The sequence below is a fragment of the Lichenihabitans sp. Uapishka_5 genome (genome assembly GCF_033947565.1).
GTDB lineage: Bacteria > Pseudomonadota > Alphaproteobacteria > Rhizobiales > Beijerinckiaceae > Lichenihabitans.
In genome coordinates this window covers 74,080-90,815 of record NZ_JARPVX010000012.1, presented here as the reverse complement: position 1 = coordinate 90,815, position 16,736 = coordinate 74,080, and the positions used below count along the sequence as shown (strand labels likewise).

The 16,736-nt window shown below is 67.7% G+C and carries 13 protein-coding genes; 5 read left to right on the top strand and 8 right to left on the bottom strand.

The annotated features are described in order from the left end of the window. Nucleotides 1-2,481: EAL domain-containing protein (locus tag P7D22_RS07660; protein WP_319933633.1), on the top strand; the 2,481-nt coding region annotated here is incomplete at its 5' end. A 27-nt stretch (nucleotides 2,482-2,508) separates the two neighbouring features. Here the strand turns inward: P7D22_RS07660 and P7D22_RS07655 are convergent. Further along, nucleotides 2,509-4,152: an ABC1 kinase family protein gene (locus tag P7D22_RS07655; RefSeq protein ID WP_319933632.1), complete on the bottom strand. Its 1,644-nt coding sequence runs from the start codon at nucleotides 4,150-4,152 to the stop codon at nucleotides 2,509-2,511. A 45-nt stretch (nucleotides 4,153-4,197) separates the two neighbouring features. Continuing rightward, the gene (locus P7D22_RS07650) at nucleotides 4,198-5,286 is read right to left on the bottom strand and encodes a calcium:proton antiporter (RefSeq protein ID WP_319933631.1); all 1,089 of its coding nucleotides are present in this window, start codon (nucleotides 5,284-5,286) and stop codon (nucleotides 4,198-4,200) included. Nucleotides 5,287-5,432: 146 nt separating this feature from the next. Here P7D22_RS07650 and betC point away from each other — a divergent pair, with 146 nt between their 5' ends. Then, nucleotides 5,433-6,953, top strand: coding sequence for a choline-sulfatase (gene betC, locus P7D22_RS07645; RefSeq protein ID WP_319933630.1), 1,521 nt, complete (start codon nucleotides 5,433-5,435; stop codon nucleotides 6,951-6,953). Here betC and P7D22_RS07640 read toward each other — a convergent pair. After that, entirely contained in the window at nucleotides 6,950-7,786 is an 837-nt protein-coding gene (locus P7D22_RS07640) for a slipin family protein (protein ID WP_319933629.1), read from the bottom strand. The two genes, betC and P7D22_RS07640, sit on opposite strands and share 4 nt — an antisense overlap. Nucleotides 7,787-8,138: 352 nt before the next feature. Here P7D22_RS07640 and P7D22_RS07635 point away from each other — a divergent pair, with 352 nt between their 5' ends. The 3 genes from P7D22_RS07635 to P7D22_RS07625 are packed head-to-tail and all read left to right on the top strand — an operon-like array spanning nucleotide 8,139 to nucleotide 10,962. Next, nucleotides 8,139-8,651, top strand: a complete 513-nt coding sequence (locus P7D22_RS07635) for a TadE family protein (RefSeq protein ID WP_319933628.1) — start codon at nucleotides 8,139-8,141, stop codon at nucleotides 8,649-8,651. Further along, nucleotides 8,652-9,293: a TadE/TadG family type IV pilus assembly protein gene (locus tag P7D22_RS07630; protein ID WP_319933627.1), complete on the top strand. Its 642-nt coding sequence runs from the start codon at nucleotides 8,652-8,654 to the stop codon at nucleotides 9,291-9,293. 28 nt (nucleotides 9,294-9,321) lie between these two features. Then, nucleotides 9,322-10,962, top strand: a complete 1,641-nt coding sequence (locus P7D22_RS07625) for a pilus assembly protein TadG-related protein (protein ID WP_319933626.1) — start codon at nucleotides 9,322-9,324, stop codon at nucleotides 10,960-10,962. A 34-nt stretch (nucleotides 10,963-10,996) separates the two neighbouring features. On the opposite strand, the gene rbsK is transcribed toward P7D22_RS07625, so the two are convergent. The 5 genes from rbsK to P7D22_RS07600 all read right to left on the bottom strand — a co-directional run bounded on the left by rbsK (nucleotide 10,997) and on the right by P7D22_RS07600 (nucleotide 16,659). Continuing rightward, nucleotides 10,997-11,923, bottom strand: coding sequence for a ribokinase (gene rbsK / locus P7D22_RS07620; protein ID WP_319933625.1), 927 nt, complete (start codon nucleotides 11,921-11,923; stop codon nucleotides 10,997-10,999). Continuing rightward, a complete protein-coding gene (locus P7D22_RS07615) occupies nucleotides 11,920-13,005 on the bottom strand; it encodes a DUF4432 family protein (RefSeq protein ID WP_319933624.1) in 1,086 nt (361 codons plus the stop codon). Before P7D22_RS07615 ends, rbsK begins: the two co-directional genes overlap by 4 nt. Before the next feature lie 9 nt (nucleotides 13,006-13,014). After that, entirely contained in the window at nucleotides 13,015-14,031 is a 1,017-nt protein-coding gene (locus P7D22_RS07610; RefSeq protein ID WP_319933623.1) for an ABC transporter permease, read from the bottom strand. 148 nt (nucleotides 14,032-14,179) lie between these two features. Further along, nucleotides 14,180-15,169: an ABC transporter permease gene (locus tag P7D22_RS07605; RefSeq protein WP_319933621.1), complete on the bottom strand. Its 990-nt coding sequence runs from the start codon at nucleotides 15,167-15,169 to the stop codon at nucleotides 14,180-14,182. Next, a complete protein-coding gene (locus P7D22_RS07600) occupies nucleotides 15,166-16,659 on the bottom strand; it encodes a sugar ABC transporter ATP-binding protein (protein WP_319933620.1) in 1,494 nt (497 codons plus the stop codon). Before P7D22_RS07600 ends, P7D22_RS07605 begins: the two co-directional genes overlap by 4 nt. Between the last annotated feature and the right edge of the window lie 77 nt (nucleotides 16,660-16,736).

Genomic DNA, 16,736 nt, shown 5'->3' with positions numbered 1-16,736 from the left:
CGCCGCCCGCTACATGCCGTAGGGGAACCCATGCCGCTGCGGCAGGGGCAGCGACAGGCCACCATGCTGAAGGTCCTCAATTGCGTCGCGCAGGAGCATGACCTCCGCCTCGTCGCCCTGTCGGCGGTGATCTGCGTCCTCGGCTGCTTCACCACCGTGACGCTGCTCGGTCGGGCGCAGGTCGACAGCCGGCGGTTCGTGCCGTGGACCTTTGCGGCCGCGACCTTGTTTGGCTGCTCGATCTGGTCGCTGCACTTCGTGTCCATGCTGGCCTTCATGCCGGGCCTGCCGATCGTTTACGAGATCGGCCTCACGGCGGCGTCGATCGCGGTTCCCGTCGGCGGCGCCTGGGCGGCATTTCAGCTGCTTCGGCTGCGGGCTCCGCGGCCGGTCGTGGTGGCACTCTGCGGCTCGGTGCTGGGCCTCGCCATCGCGGGCATGCATTATTGCGGCGTTGCGGCCATGCGGGTGCCGGGCCTGCTTCTGTTCGACCGCGCCGCGGTCGCGGCCTCATGCGCGTGGTCGCTGGCTTTCGCGATCCTGGCATTGGCCCGGAGCCGGGATCTGGCGCGGCTCGGATGCCGGCTCGAGGTCGCGGCCTGGCTGACGATCGGCATCTGCGGCCTGCATTTCACCGGTATGTCGGCCGTCACGATCGTGCCGGGGCCGATCGGTGACGTGCCGGCAACGGTGCTGGGCGGCGCCGCGCTGGCGCTGGCGGTCGGCGGCGTCAGCCTGGTGATCCTGCTGGCGAGCTTGATCGCGGTGATGCTCGAGCAGCATCTGGCCCAGCGGGCCATGCAGGAGCTCGACCGCATGCGGCTGCTCGCCAATCTGTCGCACGAGGTGCTGATCCTGCAGCGCGACGGCGTCGTGCTTGAGGTGAACAGCGCCGGCGAACGCTTGTTCAGGCAGGACGCATCCGATTTGATCGGCCGAAGCGTGATGAGCCTTTTTGCGACCGGCAGCGTGCCGGCCCTGTGCCGCCGCATGACCCTTCCGGCGCTCGAGCGAAAGCCCGAAGAAGTCGAGGTGCAGACACTGGCCGGCACCAACGTCACGGTGGAACTGTCCTGCGAACCCCTGATGTACCGGGGCCAGCCCGCGACCGCGATGGCGCTGCGGGACTTGACGGACCGCAAGCGGGACGAAGCGCGCATCCGGCACCTGGCCCGACACGATGCGCTGACCGGGCTGCCGAACCGCTACACGCTGCAGGAGCGGCTCGAGATCGCGCTCGAAACGGCGGACCGCGATCGATCGGGCGTTGCGGTGGTCTACCTCGACTTCGACCGCTTCAAGCCCGTCAACGACCTGTTCGGCCACGCGGTCGGCGACGCGCTGCTGGTGCGGGCGACACGGCGGATCCAGGCCGAACTCGGCGCCACCGACATGCTGGCCCGCATCGGCGGTGACGAATTCGTGATCGTCTTGGCGGGCGTCGCCCATCCCGAGAAGGCGGGCGATACGGCCCAGCGCGTCATCGAAGCCCTGAGCAAGCCGTTCCTGATCGAAGGTCACCATATCGAGATCGGTGTTTCGGCCGGGATCGCGCTGCACCCCGTCGATGGCGACACGCCCGATACGCTGTTGCGGGCGGCAGATACCGCCATGTACCGCGTCAAGGACGAGGGCCGTGGCGCACTGCGGTTCTTCGAGCCCGCCATGGATGCCCAGCTGCAGGCCCGGCGCCAGCTCGAGCAGGAGCTCGGAGGCGCCATCGCGGCGGGCGAGCTGATGCTGCACTACCAGCCCATCGTCAACGGCGCGAGCGGCGACGTCGAAACCCTGGAGGCGCTGATCCGCTGGAACCATCCGGTCCGCGGCCTGGTGCCGCCGAACGACTTCATTCCCTTCTCGGAGGAGACCGGTCTGATCGGCCGCATCGGCGCCTGGGTGATCGACACGGCTTGCGCGGCCGCAGTCCGCTGGCCGCAGCCCTGGCGCGTGTCGGTCAACGTGTCGCCGATGCAGTTCCGGCTCGACGACGTGTGCGCCACCGTGGCGTCGGCGCTGGAGCGGCACGGGCTGGCGCCGGGGCGCCTGGTGATCGAGATCACCGAAGGGGTGCTGATGGCCGACGCCGTCAAGGCCGTGGCGGTGCTGAACCGGCTGCGCGACCTCGGTGTCCGCATCGCGCTCGACGATTTCGGCACTGGCTTCTCGAGCCTCAGCTACCTGCAGCTGTTCCGCTTCGACAAGTTCAAGATCGACAAGTCCTTTATCCGGAAGCTCGGCCAGAGCGACGAGGCCCTGACCCTGACCCGGACCATCGTCAACCTCGGCCACAACCTCGGCCTGCAGGTGACGGCCGAGGGCGTCGAAACCGCGGAACAGCTCGCGATCCTGCAGGCGCTCGGTTGCGACCAGATTCAAGGCTTCCTGGTGGCCCGCCCGGCTCCGGTCAGCAGTTTCGGCGAAACCGACCGCATCCGAGCGCGGGCCCTCTTCCAGGGGCCTCCCGCACTGCTGTCGGCTTGAGCCGACGGCCCCTGCAGGCGCGCTGCCTCAATGCATCTTGTTGCGGCCCAGCAGGGTGAACCAGCCGACGCCGATGAGGCAGAGCAGGATCGTCACCCCGATCACCACCGAATTGCCGAGGGCGAAGAGTTTCGGCGCCAGCGTCACGGTAAAGGCCGCCACCACGAGCCCGATGGCGAGGCGCGCCGCGGCGCGCTCGAGCGTCCGGGTCAGGCGGTCGAGGCCCTTCACCTCGATCTCCACCGTCACCTTGCCCTGCTTCAAGCGCACCAGCAGCAGGTGGATCAGCGTCGGCAGTTCCGAAGCGGCGCCGAACAGCCCGGCCCCGATGGCCTCGATCTTCGAGCGGATGCCCTTGACCGAGAATTGCGACTGCAGGGTCGACTGCACGGTCGGGCCCGCGGCCCTGAACAGGTCGAAGTTCGGGTCGAGCTGGCGCATCACGCCATCGGCCAGCACCAGGCTCTTGAACAGGATGGCAAGGTCGGTCGGCATGGCGAGGTCGTTCTCGCGCGCCATGGACATGAAGTCGGTCAGCACGAGGCCGAGGTTGAGCGACTTGCCCGAATGCTGGTGCACGAAGGCCTGGGCTGAGGCTTCGAGCCGGGTCAGATCGGGCGACGAGGTGCCGCTCCAATCGAGCAGCACCGCCATCAGCCCATCGGAATCCTGGTTCAGCATCGAGCCGATTAACATCAGCAGCTGGTTGCGCCGCTTCTGGGTCAATCGGCCGATGGCGCCGAAGTCGATCATCGCGATGCGGTTGCCCGGCAGCGCCAGGATGTTGCCCGGATGCGGGTCGGCGTGGAAGGTGCCCTCGACGAGTGCCATCTGGAGGAACACGTCGGTGCCGCGCTGGGCCAGCACCACACGGTCGAGCCCGGCCGCCTCGAGCTTATCCTGGTCGGTCAGGAAGATGCCGTGGATGAACTCCTGCACCATCACCTTCTCGGTGGTGTATTCCCAGTGGATCTTGGGGAACACCACGTCGTCGCGACCCTCGAACAGCGAGGCCAGCAGCTCACAGTTGCGGCCCTCGTTGGCGAGATCGAGTTCGCCCGCCAGCGCCTGGGCAAGGTGGCGCATCTGTTCCTGCGGCCGATAGCGGGCGAGTTCCTTCCATTCCTTCTCGACGATGCGGGAGCCATGGCCCATCAGGCGGAGGTCGGCCTCGATCACCTTCTGCAGCCCCGGGCGCAGCACCTTGACCACCACGTCCTCGCCGGTTTCCAGCCGGGCCTTGTAGACCTGCGCCATGGAGGCGGAGGCGATCGGCGTCGTGTCGAATTCGGCGAAGATGTCGGCCGGTGCGCCGCCGAGCTCCGCCTCGATGAGCGGCCGCATGGTTTCCCACGGCAGCGGCTTGACGCCGGAATGCAGCTTCGACAGCTCCTCGGTCCATTGCGGGCTGAGGAGGTCGGGGCGCGCCGCGAGGATCTGGCCAAGCTTGACGAAGGTGGGGCCGAGCGCCTCGATGGCCTTGCGGACGCGCTGCGGCCGTGTCAGCCGGGTGACGTCGACCTGGCGGGTGCGCCACGCCACCACCCGTGCGATCGCCCGCAAGCCCAGCCGGTCGATGATCTTGTCGAACCCGTAGGTGATCAGCACCGCCACGATGGTGGCGAGGCGCCGCCGGTCCCGGGCCGCGACGAAGGCGGTTTTGACTAGCAAGGGCTTACACTCGCATGGGTGGATCGGCCGGGACAGGCCTGCCGATCAGGGATTGAAGATCAAGGTGAGATAGACCGCGAAGACCATCAGGTGCATGGCGCCGTGCAGCACGGTGGTGCGGCGCGACGTGAAGGTCAGCAGGTTGAGGACAAGGGTCAGCACCAGCAATACCATTTCGGCCGGATCAAGGCCGAGCACGATGTTCTGGCTGGTGGCGGCCGCGAGCGCCAGCACCACCGGCACCGTCAGCCCGATCGTCGAGGCGGCGGCGCCGAGGCACAGGTTGACGGTGCGCTGCAGCTTGTTGAGGTTGACGGCCCGGAGCGCCGCGATGGCCTCGGGCGTGAAGACGATCACCGCGATGGTGACGCCGCCGAGCGCCGGCGGCGCCCCGAGCGCGTGAATGCCCTTGTCCAGCACCTTGGCGAGCTGCTTGGCGAGCAACACCACCGGCAGCACGGAGGCGAGCAGCAGCCCCGTCCGGGTCGCGATGGCGCGCCGCGTCACCGGGGTGTCGTGGTGGGCCGCGGCGCCATCCTCCGGCCCGATAAAGAAGTCGCGGTGCCGCCCTGTCTGCAGCGCCAGAAAGGTGCCGTAAAGCGCCAGCGTGAAGATCGTGAAGGCGATCTCCTGGCCGAGGCTGAGCGTGCCGCCCGGCGTCGAGCGGGTGAAGTTCGGCAGGATCAGGGTCACCACCGTGAGCGGCAGGATCACGGCCAGGAACGAGGTGGCGCCCTGGAAATTGTAGCTCTGCACATGGTAGCGCCAGCCGCCAAGCAGCAGCGCCAGTCCCACGACGCCGTTCAGCACGATCATCAGCACCGCGAACATGGTGTCGCGGCCGAGCGTCGGTTCGGCGCCGCTGAGCATCACGGCGCCGATCAGCGCCACCTCGATCAGCACGATCGACAGCGTCAGCACCAGGGTGCCGAGCGGTTCGCCCAGCATTTCGGCCAGATGATCGGCCTCGCCCACCACACCGAAGGCCGACCACATGATGACGCCAAGCAGGCCGAGAAACACCGGAAGGTTGCCCCAGCCATCCCCGGCGGCGGCGAAAAGGGTCGGGCCCGCCAGGGCGAACAGCAGCACCGCTCCCCACCCGACCGCCAGCCGTATCGCCGTTGACGCCATAAACGAATCGCCTCCCTGTGCGGCCTACCATGACTGGCGGCGACGCGACCGCAAGGTCGGGCCGAGGCCAGAAGCCATCGGGTAAGAAGCAGCGCGCCGGGGAAGTTCCCGCGAGCCTGGGCGCCTACCCCCACGAGGACGCGCGCGTGCCGGCCCAGACCCCGAACATCCTGATCGTCATGGTGGACCAGCTCAACCCGGCCTTCCTGCCGATCCATGGCCATCCGCTCGTCAAGGCGCCGAACCTCGCCCGTCTGGCCGCGCGCGGCACGGTGTTCGACAACGCGTATTGCGCGTCGCCGTTGTGCGCGCCGTCGCGGGCCGCCCTGATGACGGGCGCGCTGCCGTCACGCACCGGCGCCTACGACAATGCGGCCGAGTTCCGGGCCGACCTGCCGACGGTGGCGCATTACCTTCGCCATCGCGGCTACCGGACGATGTTGTCGGGCAAGATGCATTTCTGCGGCCCCGACCAGCAGCACGGCTTCGAGGAGCGGCTGACCACCGACATCTACCCGGCCGACTACGGTTGGACGCCCGACTGGGCCGAGCCCGAAGTCCGGCCGTCCTGGTACCACAACATGAGTTCGGTCCAGGACGCCGGCACCTGCGTGCGCACCAACCAGATCGACTTCGATGAGGAGGTGGTGTTCGCGGCCGAGCGGGCGCTCTACGACCATGTGCGGGGCCCGATGGACCGGCCCTTTTTCCTGGTGGCGTCGCTGACCCACCCGCACGACCCCTTCGCGGTGCCGCAGCTTTATTGGGACCGCTACGATCACAACAGCATCGACATGCCGGCGCTCGACCGGGACGACGTGCCGCTCGACCCGCATACGGCGCGGCTGCGCCACGTCAGCGCCATGGACGGGGAGCCGGTGACGGAGGCCCAGGTGCGCAACGCCCGCCACGCTTATTACGGCGCCATCGCGTTCTGCGACGACCAGCTCGGCCGCCTGCTGTCGGCGCTGGATGCCACCGGCCTCGCCGACAACACCGTCGTGGTGTTCCTGAGCGACCATGGCGAGATGCTGGGCGAGCGCGGCCTGTGGTATAAGATGACGTTCCTCGAGGGTGGCGCCCGGGTGCCGCTGGTGGTGGCCGGGCCCGGCATCGCGGCCGGGCGGCGCCACGAGGCCGTGTCGCTGCTCGACGTGCTGCCCACCCTGGTCGCCATCGCGGGCGGCGACCCCGAGCGCGACCTCGCGAGCCCCATCGACGGCCGTTCGCTCGTGCCGCACCTGACGGGCCGCGACGGGCATGACGAGGCGATCGGCGAATATCTGGCCGAGGGCGCGGTGGCGCCGATGCTGATGCTGCGACGCGGCGCCTACAAATTCATCCATGCGCCCGGCGACCCGGACCAGCTTTACGACCTCGCGGCCGACCCGACGGAAACCCGCAACCGGGCCGACGACCCGGCGCTCGGCGCCGTCATGGCGGATTTCCGCGCCGCCGTGGCGGCCCGCTGGGACCTGCCGGCGCTCGATGCGGCCGTGCGAGCCTCGCAGCGCCGGCGCCGCCTCGTCGATGCCGCCCTGATGACCGGCCGCATTAGCCCATGGGACTTCCAGCCCTTCACGGACGCGACCCGGCAATACATGCGCAACACGATCGACCTCGACGACCTCGAGGCGCGGGCGCGCTTTCCCCGGGTACGGCCCTAACCGCGCTTCGCGGCCTCGGCCAGGGCCACCGCGGCGGCTGGGTTCATGCTGTCCACCATGCTGGTCGGCATCAGGATGGTGGCACCGCGTTCCTTGGTGGTTTCGTAGATGATGTTCATGGCCCTGAGCTGCAGCGCCGTCGGGGAGCGGCCGTAGATCTCGGCCGCCTCGACGAACTTGCCCGCGATCTCGAGTTCGGCGGCGCCGAGGATCACCCGGGCCTGCCGCTCGCGCTCGGCCTGGGCCTGGCGCGACATGGCGTCCTGCAACGCCACCGGGATCGCCACGTCGCGGATCTCCACCGACATCACCGTGATGCCCCAGGCGGCCGTCTTGCCGCCGATCACATCGCCGAGGCGCTCGTCGGCGGCCTTGCGGTCGGACAACAGCGCCGACAACATCGACGAGCCGATCATCTCGCGCAGCGAGGTCTGGGCCACCCGGTCGATGGCCTGCCGGTAGTCCTGGATGTCGATCGCGGCCTTGCGGGCGTCCGCCACCTGCCAGAAGATGATGGCGTCGACGTTCACCGGCACGGTGTCGCGCGTCAGGGCCTGTTCGGCGTTGAAGGCGGTGGTCTGGATGCGGCCATCCACCACGGCCGCCACCCGGTCGATCACCGGCACCATCCAGTAGAGCCCCGGGCCCTTCACCCCGGCGAAGCGCCCGGCCCGCAGCACCACGGCCCGCTCCCAGGCATTGGCGATGCGCAGCGACAAGAACACCAGCACGCCGAGCCCGATCAGGATCGCCGCCACGATGGGACTGAAGGGCGCCAGCCCGGCACCGGCCGCGACCAGGAGGACCGTGAGCGTCAGGGTGATCGGGTTCATGGCGGGGCTCGGTTCGGGTGACGGTCTCAACAATGGGGACGAACCCGCGGGGCGTGGATGCGACGCAGGGTCCGTGTCGCTGCACCGTGAAAGGCCTGACCGGCACTGACCTAGGGTTATGGCCGTGATGACCTTGGTTGGGGCAAGGGACGTCGCCGCCAGGAGGCCTTGCTGTCGATCAAAGGCTGCAACGCGAACCGGCTGGGTCGTCGCAAAGCCTCCGATCCTTCACCTATGTTTTTAATAACTTAGCTGTAGCCTTTGAAGGCCCCTCGAACTCAGCGGCAGCATGCTTCTTCAAAGCGTAAGATCGATAAGCCTGTTCACGCGTCATCGGGGCGCCACTGCGGCTGTGGAATTCGGCCTGATCAGCCTGCCGTTCTTCGCGCTTCTCGGCGGCATCATCCAGATCGCCTTCGTGATCTGGGCGGCCCAGAACCTCGATTTCATGCTGCAGAAGACCGCCCGCGAAATCTTCACCGGCACATTCCAGACGCAGAACGCCGGCGTGACCGACTCCAGCACCCTGTTGACCAAGCTGAAGGCCATCATGTGCCAGTCGGGACGCGCCACCGTGTTCGATTGTTCATCGGTCAAGCTCGATGTGGTGCTCGGATCGTCGTTAGGAACAAGCGTCGCCACGAGCCCGCTGGATCCGATCACGAAGGACTGGAGCTCAGGGTTCGGCAGCAATTATTCCTGCGCGGCCCCCGGCAAGATCGTGGTGATCCGCGCTGCCGTGAAATTCCCCGTCTTCTTCACTCTCATGGCGTCCGGCCTGCAGAATTTTGCCGACGGGTCCAAGCTGCTGCAATCGACGCTGGTGTTCCGGACGGAGCCTTATACGACGACGAGCACCTGCTAGATGCCGGTGCCACGCCTTCCCTCGGTACGGAACGGACGGGTCCGCCGCTTCCTCGGGCATCGCAGGGGTGTGTCGGCCGTCGAGTTCGCCCTGATCCTGCCGCTCGCCCTGACGATCTTTGCGGGCATGTCGGAGATGGCCCATGCGATCGACAACTGGCGCAAGGTGACCTTGACGGCGCGGACCATCGCGGACCTGACGTCGCAGGGCGACACCGTCAATCCCATGTCGTCCGCCACCGCGAGCGACATCCTGGCCTCGGCCTCGTTGGTGCTCCAACCGTTTCCGAGCTCCCAGGTCGCCATCGTGATGAGCGCGCTGGCGGTCGACCTCAGCGCATCCGCTACCAATCCCCGCGTGTGCTCCAGCGTGGCGAACAGCAACGGCACGGCTCGCGCCACGGGACTGGCAACCGACCTGAAGATCCCGGCGAGCTTCCTGCAGGACGGCAACCGATACGTGCTGGCGGAGATCCAGATGCCCTACAGCCCGATGGTCGGCTCGACGCTGGTGAACCTGATCGGCGGCGTCAACGGCAGCATCCTGCTGCGGTCGAGCTTTCCTTGGCCGACCCGGGGCGGGACGACCTACAACGGCAGCACAACCGAGATCATCATGCCGGGTGGATCGAAGTGCCCCTGATGACCGCCTCATGGAAGGCCGGCCTGCGATGAGGGCGTGGCCTGGACTGACCCGACGCTTCTTCGGCGGACGGGGCGGCAATGTCGCCGTCATCTTTGCGATCGCGATGATGCCCCTGATGGCCTTCACCGGGGTGGCGATCGACTACGGCCTGATCACCCGCTTGCAGGTGAAGCTGCAGGCCGCCACCGACGCAACGGCCCTGGCGCTGTGCAAGACCGACCTCGGAACCAGCACGGCCACGCTTCAGGCCAAGGCCGTGCTGATGATGGCGGAATACATGGCGGGCGACAAGCGCGTGGCGGCCCAACCTTTGACGGTCACGGCAGGGCCGCCCCGGAAGATTTCCCTCACCACCCAGGCCGGGGTGGATGCGTTGTTCTCGAGCTTCGTGGGCAAGCCCCAACTCGACACCGTCGCGACAGCGCAATGCGGGACGCCGGCCCCCAAGACCTTCGAGATTGCGCTGGTGCTCGACACCACCGGTTCCATGAAGAATTCCGGGGGCGGCACCACCAAGATCGCGGCCCTGCAGGCCGCAGCCTCGAACTTCGTCGACTATATCAAGTCCAGCAAGGCTTTTGCGAGCAACAGCCGGATCTCGGTGACGCCCTTCGCGGTCACGGTGAAGCTCGATCCGACCGCTTATGCGGCGATGCCGTGGGTCGATAGCAACGGGCTGTCACCCTCCCATTGGACCAACGTCGACAAGCAGCAGGCCGCCGCAGCCGGGTTCACCAGTCGCTTCTCCATCTTCTCGGCCTTGCAGAAGGCCAAGAGCACCTGGGGATGGGGAGGCTGCTTCGAGTCCCTCGCCTATCCGCTCGACACACAGGACGGCGCGCCGACCAGCAACAGTACGCTCTACGTGCCGATGTTCTCGCCCGACGAGCCGGGCGGAGTCGGCTCTGGCTCGTTCCAGCAGGGTAGCACCAGCTATGATGTCAACAACAGCTACCTGGCGGACAGCAACGGCGCCTCAGGCTGTGATGCGCCAACGGATTTCATGGCAGCCGAAAAACAGGCCTGCAAATACGTTGCCCCCAAAGTGACCAGCTCGACTAGCATCGGCCCTAACAAGCAATGCATTACCCAGCCGCTGCAGCGCCTCACCGGCGACAGCACCACGCTGAAAACCCTGATCAACAGTCTGCAGGCGAGTGGCAACACCAACATTCACGAGGGGCTGATCTGGGGATGGCGCACGCTGTCGCCCATCAGCGTCTTTGCCGACGGCGCTCCTTACGCTTCGACCACGACGTCCAAGATCCTGATCCTGATGACGGACGGCACCAATGCCTGGGATCTGCTGAACTCCCCCAATAAAAGCAATTATTTTCCGGGCGGCTACCTGACCAATGCTGACGGCAGCAGCGCCCTGGCGGGGTTCCCGTCGAGCTATGCATCCTCGACCAGCACCACGCAGCTGCGGAACGCGATCGACCAGATCACCGCGGAAACCTGCACGAACATTAAGGCGAGCGGGATCTCTGTCTACACCATCGGGTTCAGCGTGTCCTCGGACCCGATCGACAAGCAGGGGATCAGCCTGCTGCAGTCCTGCGCCACCACGTCCAGCCAGGCCTATATCGCCAACAACTCGACCGACCTCATGTCGGCCTTCGATCAGATCGCGAAGAGCATCGGCTCGCTGCGCCTGACGCAATGAGCCACGGCGGCCGGTTCAGGAGGTCCGGCCCCGGTCAGCCGACGTTCCCGAGGTTGCGCGCGAATTCTGCCGCCGTCGCGTAGGCTCGCTGGGTGCCGCGCCGGGTGATCGAATCGGCGGCGTAGCGGGCGGCCTTGGCGAGGGCGGGCTTGAGGGCGTCGCCGCCCACATGGTAGCGCGCGAAGCTGCCGATAAAGGCGTCGCCGGCGCCCGTGGTGTCGACGGGCGTCACCGCCACGGGAGCGATCGGGGTCACGCTCGTGGCCGTCACCAGCAGGGCGCCGCGCGACCCCATAGTGACCACCACGGTGCCGATGCCCTTGGCGATCAGCGCCCGGGCCGCGGCGGCGATCTCCTCGACGGTTTCCACCGGCAGTCCGGTCAGGATGGCGAGCTCGGTCTCGTTCGGCACCAGGAAGGTGGCATCCTTGATGCGCTCGGGGTCGAGATCCGGCAGGGCGGGCGCGGGGTTCAACAGCGTCGGCACGCCATGGCGCTTGCCGAACGCGATGGCCGCGTAGACGGTCTCGATCGGGATCTCGAGTTGTAGCAGGATCAGATCGCAGCGCTTCAGGTCGTCGGCCGCCGCCTCGATGTCGGCCGGCAGCAGCGCATCATTGGCGCCCTTGACGATGAGGATCGAATTCTCGCCCGCCGGGTCCACCATGATGGGGGCCACGCCCGAGGAGCGGCCCGGCACGCGGCCGACGTGGCGGGTGTCCACCCCGCAGGCTTTCAGGTTGGCCAGGGTCGTATCCGCAAAATTGTCGTCGCCCACTTTGGTCAGCATCAGCACCTCGGCCCCGAGCTTCGCGGCCGCGACCGCCTGGTTGGCGCCCTTGCCGCCGTGGCCCATGACGAAATCCTGCGCCGCGAGCGTCTCGCCCGGCGCCGGCATGCGGGTCACATAGGTGACCAGGTCCATCATATTGCTGCCGATGACGGCGATGCGCCCTGTCATGACTCGTTCCCCGAAATGCGTTGCGCGAGCGTCGCGGCGCCGGCCTGGTCCGCATAGCCGAGTTCGGTCGCGAACACGACCCTGGCACCGCCGGCGAGCTCCCGCAGATGGCCCTTGCGGCGCTCGGCCGTATAGCCTTCCGGCTCGCAGGTGCCCGGCATCGCGAAGGCGGCGGTGCGCTGGTCGCTGTTGTTCAGCACCCAGCGGATGGTGTGCGGCAGGGCAATCGGATCGTAGGCGACCGTGAAGCCGTCGCCCTCCGGCCGGCGCAGCAGGACATGGACGCGTCCGTCGGAGCCGGGCGTCAGGCCCTTGATGTAGCACACCTGCTCGGGGTCATAGCGCTCCGGCGCGTCGAGGCGTTCCATGCGGCCCGGATCGACCGCGAGCTCATCGAGCAGGGCGCGGTAATCTGCCGTCGGCCGCACGTGGCTCGGAATGGCGGTGCGGATCACCACATGGGCCGAATCGAACGGCACCGGCTGCACGATGCGGCCGCCCGGCACGAAGGCAAAATTGGCGTGGCAGATGTACATAAGGTCCATCGGCGCCGCCGACCGGTTCTCGGCCTCCATCACCATCGTGAAACAGGTGGCGCCTTCGCGCAGCACGACGCGCGGGGTGGCGCGATAATGCGCCCCGAACTCCATGGCGTAGTCGCGCATCCCGGTGACGGCCAGCCAGGCGCCGCCTTCGTCCTGGCCGCATTCGAGGCCCGCCGAGTCCATCGGCAGGCAGGGGAACTCGCCATGCAGCGGGTGCGTGTCTCCTTCGCCCGGCACGCCGTTGCGCAACAGGCCGGCGTGGTAGGCGAGGCAGCCGTAGGTTTCCAGGATGGTGGTGGCCGGGCGCGGCCGATCGAACATGCTGTCCATGGCGAGCTCGACCCCGTCGAAGCTGGCCCGCCACACCATCTGGCCCATGAAGGGCAGCACCGTGACGCTGCCGCGCCCATTGGCGATGCGGATCGCCTCGACGCCGGTGTCGTAGCGGAACAGCGTGGCCGACAGCGCGCCATGGCGCAGCAGGAGGCGCTCCTGCGGCGCGAAGGCGGTCCGGTCGAGCGCGATGGTGGTGATCATGGCCGATCCTTAGCCGCGGCCGCGGGCACGGGCCACGTTCAGCGCGATGACGCCCAGCAGAAAGGCGCCCCAGATGAAATCGATGAGGAAGTTCGAGAAGCGCAGGATCTGAAACCCGGCCGACAGCAACGACAAGGCCACCACGGCGATCGACACCCCCAGCACGGAGCCGCGCCCGCCGGCCGGGTTGGTGCCGCCCAGCACCGCCACCAGCACGGCCTCGAGAAGGTAGGACACGCCATAGTCGGATTTCGCCGCATTGGTGCGGCCCGACAGGATCAGCCCGGCGACGCTGGCCAGCAACCCGGTCAGCAGGTAGGACTGGAAGACGATCCGTTCCGTGTTCAACCCTGCGAAGACGGCCGCCTTGGCGTTGGTGCCGATCAACATCAGCCGAGTGCCGAAGGGCGTGCGCGACAACAGGAAGCCGATCGCCGAAGCCAGCACCAGGAACAGCAGGAACGGGAACGCCACCCCGAACAGCTTGCCGTTGCCGAGGAACGTCCAGTCGCGCGGGAACCCCACGATGGCCGGACCGCCGGTGAGCACCAGCGCAAGGCCGGTGAAGAGCTGGCTGGTGCCGAGCGTGGCGAGGATCGGCGTGATCCGCACCCGGGCGATCAGAAACCCGTTCAGCGCCCCGGCCGCGAGCCCCACCCCGAGCGCCACGACGACGCCGAGCGCCACCGCGGCGGGGCCGAGCGCCGCCGTTTGGCCGCTCGCGGCCATGTGGTGGAACAAGGTGCCGGCCAGCACGGCCGCCAGATTGGCGATACCGATGATCGACAGGTCGATGCCGCCCGTCAGCATGGCGATCATGATGGCGATCGACAGGAGCGCCAGCTCCGGCACCGTGAAGGTGATCGACTCGAAGGTGTAATAGCGCAGGAATTTCGACGGGCTGAGCCAGCCCATCACGGCGATGACAAGGATCGTCACCCCCAGGAGCTGGAGGATCGTCTCGTTGTCGCGCAGGAAACGGCGCGCGGCGGACGCGGGTTTCGTCGTGGCGGTCTGGGCGGTCATGGCTGGGTCTCGCCCGTGTTGTGGCCCGCTTCCCCGTCATTGCGAGGCGCGGAGCGACGAAGCAAACCAGGGGGGCGCCGCGGCCCTGGGTTGCTTCGCTGGCGCTCGCAATGACGGAGCTCAGGTCTGCGACTTCCGGATCCTGACATCAGGCCAGCCGCTTGCGGTCGCGCAGCGCGGTCAGCGTCGTCGACCCCACGATGACGAGGCCGACCACGACCTGCTGCCAGGTGGTATCGACGTGCATCAGGATCAGGCTGTTCTTGATCATCACCAGCAGAAACACGCCCAGCACCGTGCCGATTACGCTGCCGCGCCCGCCGAAAATGCTGGCACCGCCCAGCACCACGGCCGCGATGACGTCGAGCTCGAGGCCGACGAAATCGCGCGGATTGGCGAGCCAAATCATCGAGGCATGCAGCAGCCCCGCGAAGCCCGCCAGCGCCCCGGCGCCGCAATAAGCCAGCGCCAGGATCTTTCGGGTATCGAAACCCACCCGCGAGGCCGCCTCGGGCGAGCCCCCATAGGCATAAAGGCCGCGACCGATCACGGTGTGGCGCAGCAGCAGATGCACCCCGAGCGCCAGCCCGGCATAGATCAGGATCATCGCCGTGAGGCCGAAGCGGGTGCCGTCCGGGTTGGTGATGGAGACGATGTCGTGCCGGCCGAAGTCGATCAGGGCCGGGGGCATGCGGTTAATGTTGATGACGCTGGTGCCGACGAGGCCGAGCAGCAGCCCGCGCACGACGCTGGCGGTGCCGAGCGTGACGATCAGCGGGATCATCCGAAAAGAGCGGATGAACAAGGCATTGCAGGCCCCGAGCGCGAGACCGATCCCGGTTGCGGCCGCAAAGGCCAGCACGAGGTTGATCGAGCCGGTATCGGCCATCCAGCCGACCACGAGATACATGGCCGCTACCGCAAAGGCCGGGAACGACACGTCGATGCCGCCGGTGATCATCACCATCAGGACGCCGAGCGCCATGATGCCGGTGATGATGTTGGAGCGCAGCAGGCCGAACAGGTTGTCGAGGCTCCAGAAGGCCGGATTGACGAGGCCGATCCCGATCATGGCGGCGACCAGAACCGCCGCGATCACGGCTTCGGGGTGGCGCAGCAGGGCACGCAGGGCCGTCATCGCAGTCGCCTCAAAGCATCGCTCACATCGTCCTCGCCCGCGGTTTTGGGGTCGAACCGCTCGACCAGCCGGCCGCGGTGCATCAGCGCCACGGCGTTGCAGTTCCCCAACAATTCCGGGACGTCGTCGGAGATCATCAGCACGGCGAGGCCTTGAGTCCGCGCGAGGTCGCGGATGACACGGTGGATCTCGGCCTTCGAGCCCACATCGACGCCGACCGTCGGGCCGTTGAGGATCAGGATGCGGGCTTTGGTCAGCAGCCAGCGGGCGATCACCACCCGCTGCTGGTTGCCGCCCGACAGGTTGCCGACCGGCGTGTCGCGGTCGCGGGTGGCGATCTGCATCGCCGCGATCATGGCGTCGGCGGTTTCGGCCGCCTTGCCGCGGTCCACCGTGACGCCGTTCGACACCGCATCGAGCGAGGAGGCCAGCATGTTGCGGGCGACCGACTGGCTGAGGAAAAGGCCTTCGCTCAACCGGTCTTCCGGCACATAGGCGATGCCGTGCCGGATGGCGTCGGCGACGCTTCCGAGCGTCACCGCCTGTCCGTCGATCTCCACCATGCCGGTGTGATCGGGCCGCATGCCGAACAGCGCCAGAGCCAGCTCGGTGCGCCCGGCGCCGATGAGGCCGCAGAGGCCCAGGATCTCGCCGGGATGAAGCGTGAGGTCGACGCCCGCCACCGCCCCCGGCACCGTCAGGCCCTTGACGGCGAGCCGGGGCGGCCCGGCCGTGGCGGTCGGGCCCGGATAGGGGTCGGAGCCAAGGTCGCGGCCCGTCATGTGGCGGGTGATCGAGGCTTCGGTGAAATCGGTGATCGGCCCTTCCACCACCACCCGGCCGTTGCGCATGACGGTGAGGCGCTCGCTGATCTCCAGCATCTCGCGCATCTTGTGGCTGACGAACAGCACCGCGATGCCGTCGCGCTGGATCGTGCGGGTCACCTCCAGCAGGCGCTCGACCTCGTTGCGGGTCAGCGCCGTGGTGGGCTCGTCCATGATGAGCAGGCGCGCTTCCGCCAGCAGGGCGCGCGCGATGGCGACGAGCTGCCGGCCGGCGGTCGGCAGCGTTTCGACGTCGACATCGAGCGGCAGGTCCACCCCGAGACGGTCGAGGGCCGTGCGGGCGAGACGGCGGGTTTCGCTCCAGCGCACTGCGCGGCGCCCGTCCTTCAGCACCTTGTTCATCGCCAGGTTCTCGGCGACGCTGAGGTTCCCGAACAGCGACAGGTCCTGGTAGATCACCTGGATGCCGGCCGCGACCGAACTCGCCGGCGTCATGTGGGCGACGGGTTGGCCGTCGACCCGAACCATGCCGCCATCCGGCCGGTAGACGCCCGACATCACCTTGATGATGGTCGACTTGCCGGAGCCGTTCTCGCCCGCCAGGCAATGGATCTCGCCGGGCGCGACGCTGAGCGACACGTCGTCAAGCGCCTTGATGCCGGCGAAGCGTTTGGACACGTGGTCGAGTTCGATGAGGGCGGGCATGGCGAGCCGTGGTTGCGCCGTCATTGCGAGCGAAGCGAAGCTATCCAGAACCGCGGCGCCGGGCTGGATGGCTTCGG

Bases quoted from the DNA above. Each gene is read 5' to 3' on its own strand.
- P7D22_RS07650 (WP_319933631.1), bottom strand. From the start codon at position 5,286: ATGGCGTCAACGGCGATACGGCTGGCGGTCGGGTGGGGAGCGGTGCTG.
- P7D22_RS07640 (WP_319933629.1), bottom strand. From the start codon at position 7,786: ATGAACCCGATCACCCTGACGCTCACGGTCCTCCTGGTCGCGGCCGGT.
- P7D22_RS07630 (WP_319933627.1), top strand. From the start codon at position 8,652: ATGCCGGTGCCACGCCTTCCCTCGGTACGGAACGGACGGGTCCGCCGC.
- P7D22_RS07625 (WP_319933626.1), top strand. From the start codon at position 9,322: ATGAGGGCGTGGCCTGGACTGACCCGACGCTTCTTCGGCGGACGGGGC.
- rbsK (WP_319933625.1), bottom strand. From the start codon at position 11,923: ATGACAGGGCGCATCGCCGTCATCGGCAGCAATATGATGGACCTGGTC.
- P7D22_RS07615 (WP_319933624.1), bottom strand. From the start codon at position 13,005: ATGATCACCACCATCGCGCTCGACCGGACCGCCTTCGCGCCGCAGGAG.
- P7D22_RS07610 (WP_319933623.1), bottom strand. From the start codon at position 14,031: ATGACCGCCCAGACCGCCACGACGAAACCCGCGTCCGCCGCGCGCCGT.
- P7D22_RS07605 (WP_319933621.1), bottom strand. From the start codon at position 15,169: ATGACGGCCCTGCGTGCCCTGCTGCGCCACCCCGAAGCCGTGATCGCG.
- P7D22_RS07600 (WP_319933620.1), bottom strand. From the start codon at position 16,659: ATGCCCGCCCTCATCGAACTCGACCACGTGTCCAAACGCTTCGCCGGC.